11 protein-coding genes are annotated in these 13,181 nt (G+C 37.6%); 3 read left to right on the top strand and 8 right to left on the bottom strand.

Going from position 1 to position 13,181, the window contains the following annotated elements; genetic code table 11:
- Positions 1–292: 292 nt before the first annotated feature.
- From A5844_RS05655 to A5844_RS05640, 4 genes are all read right to left on the bottom strand, one after another.
- A complete protein-coding gene (locus A5844_RS05655; RefSeq protein WP_086284294.1) occupies positions 293–895 on the bottom strand; it encodes a TVP38/TMEM64 family protein in 603 nt (200 codons plus the stop codon).
- A gap of 220 nt (positions 896–1,115) precedes the next feature.
- Positions 1,116–1,745 (bottom strand): uridine kinase, encoded by a 630-nt coding sequence (udk, locus tag A5844_RS05650; RefSeq protein ID WP_086284293.1) that lies wholly within the window; start codon positions 1,743–1,745, stop codon positions 1,116–1,118.
- Positions 1,746–1,828: 83 nt separating this feature from the next.
- Positions 1,829–2,524, bottom strand: coding sequence for a YjjG family noncanonical pyrimidine nucleotidase (locus A5844_RS05645; protein ID WP_086284292.1), 696 nt, complete (start codon positions 2,522–2,524; stop codon positions 1,829–1,831).
- An 18-nt stretch (positions 2,525–2,542) separates the two neighbouring features.
- Positions 2,543–3,259 (bottom strand): 16S rRNA pseudouridine(516) synthase, encoded by a 717-nt coding sequence (locus A5844_RS05640; protein ID WP_086284291.1) that lies wholly within the window; start codon positions 3,257–3,259, stop codon positions 2,543–2,545.
- Positions 3,260–3,581: 322 nt separating this feature from the next.
- Between A5844_RS05640 and A5844_RS05635 the strand changes: the two genes are divergently transcribed.
- From A5844_RS05635 to A5844_RS05625, 3 genes are all read left to right on the top strand, one after another.
- Positions 3,582–4,190, top strand: a complete 609-nt coding sequence (locus A5844_RS05635) for a 50S ribosomal protein L25/general stress protein Ctc (RefSeq protein WP_086284290.1) — start codon at positions 3,582–3,584, stop codon at positions 4,188–4,190.
- A 406-nt stretch (positions 4,191–4,596) separates the two neighbouring features.
- Positions 4,597–4,920 carry a DUF960 domain-containing protein gene (locus tag A5844_RS05630; protein WP_086284289.1) on the top strand — a complete coding sequence of 108 codons (324 nt, stop codon included), beginning with the start codon at positions 4,597–4,599 and terminating at the stop codon, positions 4,918–4,920.
- A 232-nt stretch (positions 4,921–5,152) separates the two neighbouring features.
- Positions 5,153–6,532 (top strand): MATE family efflux transporter, encoded by a 1,380-nt coding sequence (locus tag A5844_RS05625; RefSeq protein ID WP_086284288.1) that lies wholly within the window; start codon positions 5,153–5,155, stop codon positions 6,530–6,532.
- A gap of 304 nt (positions 6,533–6,836) precedes the next feature.
- Here A5844_RS05625 and A5844_RS05620 read toward each other — a convergent pair whose 3' ends face one another.
- From A5844_RS05620 to pnp, 4 genes are all read right to left on the bottom strand, one after another.
- Complete coding sequence (locus A5844_RS05620; protein ID WP_086284287.1) at positions 6,837–8,144, bottom strand: hemolysin family protein; 1,308 nt, start codon at positions 8,142–8,144, stop codon at positions 6,837–6,839.
- A 317-nt stretch (positions 8,145–8,461) separates the two neighbouring features.
- Positions 8,462–10,453, bottom strand: coding sequence for a KUP/HAK/KT family potassium transporter (locus A5844_RS05615; RefSeq protein WP_086284286.1), 1,992 nt, complete (start codon positions 10,451–10,453; stop codon positions 8,462–8,464).
- Between the two features lie 98 nt (positions 10,454–10,551).
- The gene (locus tag A5844_RS05610; protein ID WP_086284285.1) at positions 10,552–10,809 is read right to left on the bottom strand and encodes a GlsB/YeaQ/YmgE family stress response membrane protein; all 258 of its coding nucleotides are present in this window, start codon (positions 10,807–10,809) and stop codon (positions 10,552–10,554) included.
- A gap of 220 nt (positions 10,810–11,029) precedes the next feature.
- Positions 11,030–13,150, bottom strand: coding sequence for a polyribonucleotide nucleotidyltransferase (gene pnp / locus A5844_RS05605; RefSeq protein WP_086284284.1), 2,121 nt, complete (start codon positions 13,148–13,150; stop codon positions 11,030–11,032).
- Positions 13,151–13,181 lie beyond the last annotated feature (31 nt).

Genomic DNA, 13,181 nt, shown 5'->3' with positions numbered 1-13,181 from the left:
CAAAAATTTGACTAGCAAATTTTGGAAATCCCTGTTTTTCGAAGTTAGACATCACTGTCCTTCTTCACTGGTGCCTGAAAAATCAGACAGACAAGTCCTTCTCCACAAAAGTCTTGTCCAGCACGCCTACATTCCGGTAGGTGATCAAAAGATCTTGTGCCGCCAAAATCAATTAGATCTCTATCAATCAGAGAATCTTCTCGACCCGTCGCATAAAATATACTTTAACACACATCATTGGTTTAAGCGAGTATTTTTTTATTTTCAACCTCAATGTACCCACCGATTTAGGTTACCAATGGCCCTGAGCCTGATGGAACAAGTATAGCATGATCATACTGTAGATTGCTACAGACCAAGGTTTTAATAAGATCACGATCTGCATATATTCTTTAAATGTCAACTTTGTCAGTCCAGCTACCAAACAAATCAAATCATCAGGTGCAAAAGGTAATAACATAGTCACGATCAATACTTTTTTGATATTTTGCGTTTTGTCGGTGACTAACTGTTCGAATTTCTGATATTTTTTGGGAGATAAAATAAAGCGGACAAAGCTTGTACCATAGTAACGTACGAGTAAAAAACCAATAGCTTCCCCTATAATCAAGCCAATACAACTATATAGCAAGCCCCAGCCATTCCCAAACATCAGCATACCAGCCACCGAAGAAATCCCCCCTGGAAGAATCGGAACAATCACTTGAATAATCTGTATCATGATAAAAAGAAAAACTGCATACTTACCAAACTGTCGCATAAATTGTTGCAACGAATGGGCTGATTGAAAAATCCCATGCTGGTACCCATATATGATTAGGCCTAAAACAAGTAATAGACCCACTATTGGTGCTAGTTGTATCCCCTTTTGTATCCATGTCTTTTTCTTCGTCATTGTCTCTCCCCGCGCTCTTCCCGTTTTTCATCCTTCTTCAGTGTGCTTGTCTTAGCAACCTTATCAAACGCTCCCTTATAAGCTTAAATAGTTCTTCCACATCACAGTTATCATTGATATCAAGGGCTTTTGACTAAACAAAAAAACAGTTGAGTGACAAGGGAGGATGCTGTCCTTAACTCTCATCCCCCTAGATCTCTCGTCAACTGTTCTTATACTCTTATTGATGGTTCAAAAAGCTTGCGACTTTCGTTGTGATCAAATCAATGGCTACGTGATTTTCTCCACCTTCTGGCACGATGATATCTGCATAACGTTTCGTTGGTTCAATGAATTGGTGGTACATTGGTTTTACTACCGATAAATACTGTTCGATCACTGAATCTAACGTTCGTCCACGCTCTTCCATATCTCGCTTGATCCGACGAATGATCCGTATATCATCATCTGTATCCACATAGATTTTGATATCCATCAAATCACGCAAACGTTCATCTTCTAAAATCAAGATACCTTCTAAAATAATCACTTCTTTTGGTTCCTGAATAATCGTTGCTTGACTTCTTGTATGAGCAACGTAATCATAGACCGGTTTTTCAATGGCTTCATAGTTCAGTAGTTTTTCAACATGCTGGATCAATAGATCATTATCAAAAGCAAAGGGATGATCATAGTTTGTATTCAAACGTTCTTCAAAACTCAGATGGCTTTGATCTTTATAATAAGAATCTTGCTCAAGCATCATGATGGAGTGATCTGGAAAGTGACTGAATATCCCACGACTGACACTTGTTTTCCCGCTTCCTGATCCGCCCGTCACACCAATGATAATTGGCTTGCTTTTTGTCATTGACTAAAACCTCTTTCATATCCGTTTTTTCATTCTAATCTATTATAGCGAAAAAACACAAAAATGCACTATTTTTCTGAAAATTAGTAAGGATCGATTTCCAGTAATCCATAAAGTTCATCCAATGAATCGATACGATGAGTCGGTTGGATTTCAGGGATTTCTGGCAAGCGATTCTTATTGAACCAAATCGTGTCGATCCCCGCTTCGTTACCCCCTTTGATATCAGATGTTAATGAATCTCCGATAATTACTGTTCGTTCCTTATCCAACTCAGGAATGGCTGCAAAAACATAGTCAAAAAAAGCTTTCATTGGTTTTTGGGCTCCCACATCTTCTGACACAAAGATCTTTTTAAAATACCCTATCATCTTGGCGTCTGTTAGTCGTTGATATTGAGTTTTAGAAACCCCATTTGTCACAATATATAGATCGGCTTTCCCAGTTAATGTTTGAAGTAGCTGATGGCTTCCTGTGATCATATCATGACCTTGATTTAAATAATGGCGATATCTTTGTTCTAATGCTTGACTATCCACCGTTTTCCCAAATTGCTGAAAAAGCAATCCAAAGCGATTGCCTGTCACTTCTTCTCTCGTCATATTCCCTTTTTCGAATTCACGCCACAAATGATGGTTCAATGCTCTGTAGCTCGTTTGGATTTCTGGTGTCAATGTCATGCCTTGTTCTGCAAATAATTCATTCAAAGCTTTTGCTTCAGTCAACTGAAAGTCCAGTAATGTATCATCGACATCAAATAATAGTGTGTGGTATTTCATTTTTACACCTACTTCTTTCTATTTAAAATATGGCTCTAATAGTTTCAATTCTGACAAGGTCAACGAACGATACGCACCTTGCGCTAAATTCATATCTAATTGTAACGGCCCCATCTCGATACGTTGCAATGCAGTGACTTTCTTTCCACAAGCCAAGAACATTTTTTTCACTTGATGAAATTTCCCTTCTTGGATAGTCACCTGAACGACACTTTCCTGTTTATTCGCATGAAGGATCTTTAAATCAGCCGGCAAACATTGATACCCACCTTCAAATATAATTCCTTCTTTAAAAGCTAGTTGATCTGCTTCTGTCACTTCTTCGTTTACTATGGCTCGATAAGTTTTTAATACTTTTTTATCAGGAAGCAACATTTCATAGCCTAGTTGTCCATTGGAAGTGATCAGCAATAAACCAGTGGTTGTACGATCCAGACGGCCTACTGGATATAATGGTTGTTCTTTGTCAGCAGAAGCTAACAAATCAATGACTGTTTGATTCTGTTTATCTTTCACAGCTGTTACAGCTTTACTTGGTTTATTTAAAAGAAAGTAAACTTCATTGGTTTTTAAAATCTCGCCAGCAACTTCGATATGATGAAGTTGACTATCCACATTACGGTTTTGTTTTTGCTCGACTATCCCGTCGATCCGTACTTGCTTCATTGCAAACAGTCGCTTCATCTCCGTACGACTCGTTGCAAGCTTCTCTTCAATCAATTTATCTAAACGCATCGATACTTCCTTTCCACTCCCCACAAGCATTATAACCTTAATGAATCGTATTGAAAATTAAAAAAAATGTAATTCCTTGACTTAAACCTCAATTCGAGTTACGGTTAAATTGTAAAGTGAATTGGATTTCTCATACACAGCGTAATGACCTGGTGGAGAAAAGTTGAATCCTGACTTTCTAAGGGGAGATGTACGCATCTGCCCTTTTGCGTTTTTATAGCGCCGCTACCCGATAGTGTGCAAGAGACCTTGTTAAATTCACTTAAATAAAACCTGTCTGTGACCAAAACAGGCAGTCACATTTTAAGGAGGAATTTTGGTTATGTCAGTATCATTAGAAGTAAGTAAAAGAGAAGTACGTCCCCGTTCATTAAGAAACAAATTGCGTCATGAAGGAAAAGTTCCAGCAATCGTATATGGTTACAATGTAGAAAGTACCCCTATTTCATTTGATGGACAAATTTTCAGTAAAGTATTACGTGATAATGGGGCAAATACCGTTTTCACAATGAGCATCGGCGGAAAAAAAGTCAACACATTGATTCATAAAGTCCAAACAAACACTTTTACTAATCGTTTTGAACACGTGGAATTTTTGTCTGTAAATATGACAGAACAAACAGAAGTCGAAACGGAAGTTGTTCTTGTTGGTGAATCTACTGGTGTGAAATCAGGTGGTGTGTTAGCACAAAACCTATATACAGTAGTTGTTTCAGCTACCCCTGATCAATTGCCAGAACGTATCGAAGTAGATATTACTAACTTACCATTAGGAAGCTCTATTACGGTTGCTGATCTGCCTAAAGATTCAGCATACACGATCGTAACAGACGGTGAAGAACAAATCGCTGCCGTTGTTTCTCCAACAGAAGAAGGCACCTCTACTGGTGAAGCAGCTGAACCAGAAGTTATCGGTTCTACGGAAGAATAATCTGCTTGATTTTTTAAGCGAAGCTGTGACGAAAGTCATCGCTTCGCTTTTTTTCAGTTGCTTTTTCTAAGTATCATCAAAAAATGGAGTTTAACGAAAACTATTTTATAGACAATGTTTATTGAAAAAATTTCAATGGTCAATAAAAAAAGTAAAAACTATTTTACAGTTTTACAATATTTTCCTGTAAAACCTAGATTAAATGACTGCCTATTTTCTTGAAAAACCTGGCTTCTTACTAGCTCTTTATAATTTCTTATATTTTAAAAAAAAGTATGCAAATATTGTTGCATTTTTTAAAAATGTCTATTAGAATGAACCAACGTTAAAGAAAGTATCAAACGTTTATCCTGAACAAAATAAATTGTCCTCGTAGTTTTTCTACTATAAAAAGGAGGTTAAACACATGTTTGAAAGTTTTGATGGTAGTCGTAACCGATACGCCTCATTAGGTGTTGTGTCCAGTTTGCCAGATGAACTGATTGATAGTATCTGGTTTGTGATTGATTTAGACCTTAAAGGCGTGATTCCTTTGGATAATATTTTAGCCTTCGATTTAATCGACAATCATGGAAAAGTAACCTTGCATTTTTCACAACCTGAAAGCAGTATAGAGATGGGTATTGATTTGCCGTACACTTACTCTCCACAGTTTCCAGCGCAAGTGTACGCTTATGATGATGGAACAAAAGAAACAATTCTCCTCCCAAGCGAAATTAGACAATATTAAAGAAGAACCTTTTGATTTGTACGTTAGGCCAAGTAGTTGAATCTTTGATTTTAATTTTTAATTTTAATCTTGGAATCACTTCTTGGCTACTTTTATGATGCGCCTAATTGTAAATTTTCAGAAAACACAAAGCATTTAATGGTCGTTTTTTTCATTGAATTCTAATTGGTATTACTAGGATAAACGCTATATACTACTAACTAAATTTTAAAAGAAATAAGGAGTTTAGAAGATGCGCGATTTAACAAAAGGAAGTCCAGCTAAACTGATTTTATTATTCACTATCCCTTTATTGATAGGTAATGTCTTCCAACAGTTTTACAACATGATCGATATGATCATCGTAGGACAAGCGTTAGGAAAAAATGCGCTAGCTGCTGTAGGTGCTACAGGTAGTTTGACATTTTTGATTATTGGATTTGCCCAAGGTTTAACAGCTGGTTTAGCCATTATTACCTCTCAACGTTATGGTGCTAAAGATTTCCGAGGTTTAAAGAAAAGTTTTGCTACAAGCGTCATGATTAGTCTAGTCGTCACTGTGATTTTAACTGTCCTTAGTTTAGTATTTATTCGTCCGATGCTTCAATTGATGCAAACACCTGCCGAAATTATTGATCAAGCACAATCGTTTATCGTGATCATCTTGATGGGGATTTTTGCAGCTGTCAGCTTCAATTTACTATCAAATGTTATTCGTGCACTTGGTGACAGTCGTACACCATTATTATTCTTGATCATCGCTGTCATCGTCAATGTGATCTTAGACCTCGTTTTGATCATCAACTTTGGTATGGGCGTTGAAGCTGCTGCAATCGCAACAGTGATCGCACAAGTAGTTTCCAGTCTTTTATGTTTGGTTTATATCAAGAAAAAGATTCCGTTACTCCAATTGCGTAAAAAAGATTTTTCTTTTGATAAAGAAGAAATCCGTACTCATTTGAATGTAGCTTTACCAATGGCTTTTCAATCATCGATCATCGCTGTTGGTGCTATCGTTTTACAAGCAGCTTTAAACAGCTTAGGAACAGATGTTGTAGCCGCTCAATCAGCAGCAGGACGTATTGATCAATTTGCCAATCAACCAATGATGTCCTTTGGTATTGCAATGGCAACATTTGCTGCGCAAAACTATGGTGCAAAACAATACGGCCGGATTTTACAAGGTGTTCGTCAAACATTGATGATGAGTATTGGTTTTAGTATTTTCGCTGGTGTCGTAGTGATTGTCTTCGGTCGCTCATTTGTAAGTCTATTTGTCAATCCAGCAGAAACACAAGTTTTTGATTTAGCGCAAACGTATTTTAATATCAATGGCTCCCTTTATTGGATCCTAGCTATTTTGTTCATCTTACGTTATACGCTACAAGGTCTTGGTCAAAGTAAAGTACCAACAATTGCCGGTATGATGGAATTACTTATGCGTTCATTTGCAGCCATCATCTTGACAGGAATCTGGGGTTACCCAGGAGCAGCGGCTGCTTCTCCACTTGCATGGGCAGGATCTGTTGCTGTCTTACTTTATTCTTACCTACGGTCAATGAAACATTTGAAACAATTAGATGCCGAACAACAATTCTCAATGGAAAATGTCGGCATCAGCTATGAACAATAATCGATTTAAAAAGCATGGTATAACGCCACAACAAAAAAGCCGAAAGATCCGAAATAGCTTTGACTATTTCAGGATACTTCGGCTTTTTTGATTAGCGGCTATGAAAGAAGGAATCTTACTGTCGCCGGTCTCCTGCTCGAATACCATTCATAGTTGTGGCAGTAGCGCTTCTAGTCGTAAATAAGACAGTAAATCGAAGAACAACTCCTCAATTTTACGATTGATTGACTTAATTCCGAAGAAAACTATAAAACAGAAATAGCTGATTTACACTCTTCATCTTTAATCTGATCAGTTATTTACCTTACTTCTCAATTCCTTTTGTTGGTAAAATCATCAAGTTAAAATAATCAATATGGGCGTGATTGTATTCTAATACTGTAAATTGAAATTGCTCGATCGTAATAACGGTTCCTGGTTCAATTTCCTTTTGATGATTAGACATAAATCCAGCCAATGTAATAAAATTAGACTCTTCAAATTCAGGCACATCTACTTTGAAGTAACGCTCAAAATCATCTAAAGTTAATTTCCCTGAGAGAATATAACTTCCATCTGTTTGCTTCGCAACTAGTGCTTGATCCACGTCTGTTTCATCTCGGATCTCTCCCACGATTTCTTCTAAAATATCTTCAATTGTCACAAGTCCACTTGTGCCACCATACTCATCTTTTAAGATCGCAATATGTTTCCCTTTTTTTCGCATGATCGTTAATAATTTCTTGATTGGGATCGTTTCTGCTGATACGATTGGCTCTTCGATCAACTCTTCCACTGGTAATTGATCATCTTCAAACGATTGTTTGATTAGATCAGGTAACGTAACATAACCTAAAATATTATCCTTTGATTCCAAGATTACAGGATATCTCGTATGCCCTCGTTCGATGGAGGCTTTTATTGCTTCTTTGACCGTATCCGTTGCTTCAAAAACTTGCATGGATGTACGATCCACTTGAATATCTTTAGCTAAGGTATCATCAAACTCAAAGACATTTTCCAAATACTGGTATTCCTCTTTACTAAGTTCACCTTTCTCATAAGAGTTCAAAGCCACTAAAGTCAATTCTTCTTGAGAAAGTGTCTCTTCCCCTTCTGAAACGAGTTTCACTCCCAATAACTTACCTAAAGCAGCCGCTGAATGGTTCAATACCCAAATAAACGGAAACATCGCAAGATAAAAATAATGCAATGGTTTGACAACAAATAACACCACTTTTTCGGTATTGACGATACTATAACTTTTTGGTAAAAGTTCCCCGACTACGACATCAATGTACGTTACCAGGATAAATCCTAAAGCAACAGAGATCGTCATACTTAAGGCAGCGCTAAAAGGTAGGCGCCCGATCCATGGTTCTAATAAAGCGGCGACTGAGCCTTCACCGACCCACCCGATAATCAGACCGGTCAATGTGATCCCCAGTTGACTTGCTGACAAATAGTCATCTAAATGATGAGTGACGTGCAGCGCTAGTTTTGCATTTTTCACCCCATCTTTTTCTAATTGTTCTAACCGTGAACGTCTGATTTTTACTAAAGCAAATTCACTCGCTACAAAAAACGCCGTGATTGCAATCATCAAAAATAAAATCACAAAATTAAGTACCATTTATTTCGCCTCTCTTTTCACCTTCAATTGTACAACTTTTCATAAAAAGAGCCTAACGAAGAAGTCTTTTATCAAAGACCAATAAATATTTTTCACAATGACTAGTAACTGCACGCCAGTTGACTACTCAGTCTAGTTTAACAATGTCTCCTCTATTTTAGGAAAGAATCTCAAGACCCTCCGCGCCAAAATAACGTAATTCCTGATTTTTCCATCAGAAACAAAAACACCTCAAAACTAGATTGTAAATCTAATATTTGAGGCGTTATTCAAATCAGTAAAAAAAAGATCTAGCGTTTTTCACTGATTGGGTGTTTTTATTTTCGTTCTTTCAGCCAAGTTTTTCTTGTATCTCCAATCAATAGTGGCACTGTTTCATGTTTGACTTCGCTGTACTCTAAGCCAAACCATGTTTCAGGTGTCGTAGCGATTTTCTTGGTGGCAAGTTTCGCTTGCATGATCTGACGCTCCCATTTACCAAGAGTTGTCACGTTCGAGACGACTTCATCGATCAAGATGAATTGGAAATCTCCCACTTCTCTTCCTGGTGTTAGTGAATACATTTGCGGCTGTTTTGGTAAACGTCCTTGTTTCATCAAATCATGAATGATTTGACGTACATAGACATTGATTTCTTGTTGGACACGGAATCCCAGAAATAGATTGACTTGGACAATAAAGTCTGTATCCATCATATCGACTTGATATTCTTTCGTATAGGGTTCATCTGTAACTTCTAAATGAACAAACCAATAAACTTTTGCACGTTTCGGTCGTTTGTCTAAGATTGAATAAACAAATTGTCTACCGACCTTGCCGTCTGCCATATCAGGAACTAAAAATACGACATTCGTCTGATAGATTGGCAATGACTTATCTTCCTTTAACTTTTCAAGTTGAGGAATATAGTCTTTTAAGACAACTTCTTCAGCCATCGATTCACGAATGATATTGCCTTGTTCCCACACAAACATGACCGCTAAAATCACTAGAGCAATCAACACAGCGACAAAACCACCGTGGAAAAATTTTACGATACTAGAAATAAAAAAGACAACTTCGATCGTACCAAAGAAGAAGGTAATCACATGAGCCAGCCATTTGGAATAACCACTTTGTATCAAATAGAAATAAAGCAAAGCGGTCGTCATCAACATTGTCACCGTTATAGATAGTCCATACGCTGCTTCCATATGATGAGAAGTTCTGAAGGTTACCACAATAAGAGAACAAGCAATCCACAAAATCAAATTCACAGCTGGGATATACATTTGCCCAATGCTACTCCCTGGATACATGATTTTCAATCGTGGCAATAGTTTTAGTTTGATTGCTTCAGAAACTAAAGTAAACGATCCAGTAATCAATGCTTGTGATGCAATGATTGCAGCAATCGTGGCAAATCCTACACCGATGATCGTGAAACTAGCGGGCATCATTTGGAAAAATGGATTCAAATTTTCAATCTGCTGGGTTCCAGGATTTTGATAAACATTCAACAACCATGCTGCCTGTCCAAAATAATTCAGTACTAAACATACTTTGACATACGGCCAACTCAATCGAATATTTCGTTTCCCTACGTGCCCTAAATCAGAATACAAAGCTTCTGCTCCAGTAGTCGCCAAGAAGATATTTCCTAAAATAAATAGACCTAATTTATTATCCGGACTAAAAAGTATTTGCACAGCATAATAAGGGTTCAATGCCCGAATAACTGTCCAATCTAAGCTAAAGTTCAATAGCCCCATGCCACCTAGAAAGGTGAACCACAAAAACATGATTGGTCCGAATGCCTTACCTACCACTTCTGTTCCAAAACGTTGAACCATAAATAAAATAAAAATAATGACTAAAGTAATAATGACGATGATATTTTGATCGTTTCCAAAACGGTCAAAAAACTGTGGAATGCCTCTTAATCCTTCAATCGCTGTTGTCACAGTTACTGCAGGTGTCAACACACCATCTGCTAATAGAGCTGCACCACCGATCATCGCAGGAATAATCAGATACTTACCACCTTTTCTTACTAATGTATATAAAGAAAAAATCCCACCTTCACCATGATTATCTGCATTCAAAGCAATCGCAACATATTTAATCGTCGTCAACAATGTCAACGTCCAAAATATCAGTGATACCGAACCGATAACAAAATCCGGATTAATTCCTTTTAGACCACCGTTATCTTCAACTATGGCTTTCATCACATAAAGTGGACTTGTCCCGATATCCCCATAGACGACACCCATAGCTACTAAAAGTCCTGCCATTGAGATTTTCTTCGTATTGTGTTTCGTTGTCACTTCTCCCCCTCATTTCATTGCTCATTAGCTATATCTAAATTTCATCTCATTATCCAAAGAATATACCTAAGTGTCAACAACTTAAAATAAAATAACCACTAACGATGACGTCTCAGATAATCTGCTGTAAAAGAATAAGTCGCTAAACAAACAATTGCTCCAATTAAAGAAGGAATCAAATAAAATCCACTGATAGCTGGACCTAAATCTCCTAGAACGAACTCCCCTAACCAGCTTCCTAGAAAACCAATCAAGATATTCCCTGTAACACCCCCAGGAACATCTTCATTCAAAATCGCTCCAGCAATCAAACCTAATACTCCACCGGTAATGAGGGAAAGTAAAAAATGAACCATTTTTGTTCCTCCTTTTTTATTTAAATAACTTAAATATTTTAAAGAAAATAAAGAAATGATAAAAAGAAGCGCTTTTTAATAAGCTATAAGGCAAAAAATAAGTGTACTACTTCAGAAAATACAAACACTATTTTCGTAGCAGCACACTTATTTAGAAAAAGAAGTTTTACGTCATGTCATTTGATCATAAAAATCTGTACAACATACTTATCTTCACTTCTTATTTGGTTTCTTTTGCTTTGTCATCAGCCAACATCGCTTTTCTTGAAAGGTTCACGCGTCCTTGTTTGTCGATTTCAGTTACTTTTACTAAGACTTCATCGCCTAGTTTTACAACATCTTCCACATTATTGACACGTTCATTTGCTAGTTGAGAGATATGGACTAAGCCATCTTTTCCTTTGATCAAGTTCACAAATGCACCAAATTTCTCGATACGAACAACTTTTCCAAGGTAGACTTCGCCAACTTTTACTTCTTTTGTCAAATCTTCGATGATCTTGATTGCTTTTTGGATCATTTCTTTGTCAGAAGAAGCAATGCTTACTTTTCCTTCTTGGTCGATATCGATTTTCACACCAGTTTCATCAATGATTCCATTAATCGTATCGCCACCTTTACCAATCACATCTTTGATTTTTGAAGGTTCGATTTGGATCATTTCGATTTTTGGTGCATATTGACTTAACTCTTCTCTTGGCGCAGCAATCGTAGATGTTAGTTCTTCTAAGATCTCCATACGTGCTTTTTTGGCTTGAGTTAATGCTTCAGTCAAGATTTGTTCTGTGATTCCTTGGATCTTGATATCCATTTGAAGCGCTGTGATCCCATCTTTAGTTCCGGCTACTTTAAAGTCCATATCTCCTAAGTGGTCTTCAAGTCCTTGGATATCTGTTAAGATCGTGTAGTTTTCTCCGTCAGATACTAATCCCATGGCAATCCCAGCAACTGGTGCTTTGATTGGGACACCTGCATCCATCAATGCCAATGTACCAGCACAAATACTTGCTTGAGAAGAGGAACCATTTGATTCAAGTACTTCTGCTACTAAACGGATTGTGTAAGGGAATTCTTCCTCAGAAGGGATGATTTGTGCTAAAGCACGTTCCCCTAAAGCTCCATGTCCAATTTCACGACGTCCTGGTGAGCCAGCTCGACCAGTCGAACCAACAGAAAATTGTGGGAAATTGTAATGATGGATGAATCGTTTGCTTACTTCTACACCTAAGCCGTCAATGATTTGATGTTCTCCTAAAGGTGCTAAGGTACAAGCAGAAAGTGCCTGTGTTTGTCCACGAGTAAATAACCCAGAACCATGAACACGAGGTAATAGACCAACTTCTGATGCTAACGGACGGATTTCGTCTAATTTACGACCATCTGGACGAATCTTATCAATCGTGATCAATTCACGAACAACATCTTTTTCAAGGTCTTCAGTAATTTGTTTCACTTCTTTTAGTAGCTGTCCTTCTTCTTCATGTTCTGCAAACTTTTCTGCATAAACTTCACGTATATCCTGTTTCACTTGCTCGATATTGTCTTCGCGGGCTAATTTTTCTTCTGTCATGACCGCTTCTTTCATCGTGCTATATGAGGCATCAAAGATTTCTTTCTTCAAATCTGCATCTACTTGAAGTAATGAAACTTCCATTTTCTCTTTACCAACCGCTTGGACGATTTCTTCTTGGAAGGCTACGAGTTCTTTGATTGCTTCAAAACCAAATAACAAAGCACCTAACATATCTTCTTCAGAAACTTCTTTCGCACCACTTTCAACCATGTTGATTGCTTTTTTGGTACCTGCTACAGTTAATTCGATATCTGTTGCTTCGGCTTGTTCAACAGTTGGGTTCAATACGTATTCGCCATTCACACGTCCAACTTCGACACCAGCAATTGGTCCATCGAATGGAATATCTGAAATCGATAAAGCAATAGAAGAACCTAACATCGCAGCCATTGCAGGTGAGCAGTCTGTTTCAACACTCATTACGATATTAGTTACTTGAACTTCATTACGGAAACCTTCCGCAAACATCGGACGAATTGGACGGTCGATCAAACGAGCGGTTAAGGTTGCTTCGGTACTTGGACGACCCTCACGTTTGATAAAACCACCAGGGATTTTACCCGCTGCATACATTTTTTCTTCATAATTGATCGTCAATGGGAAGAAGTCTGTATCTTTTGCTTCTTTTGAAGCCACTGCGGCACTCAAAACAACAGTATCTCCATAACGGACTAATACCGCTCCGTTTGCTTGTTTTGCTAATTGACCGACTTCGATCTCTAAAGGACGTCCGCCCCATGTTGTTTTAAATACTTGTTTTTCTGACATAATTACTCCTTTTCCTTTTCGTGAAAGCCAG

This window comes from Candidatus Enterococcus wittei, from assembly GCF_002140175.1.
GTDB lineage: Bacteria > Bacillota > Bacilli > Lactobacillales > Enterococcaceae > Enterococcus_B > Enterococcus_B wittei.
This window is presented reverse-complemented; position numbering and strand designations above follow the sequence as displayed.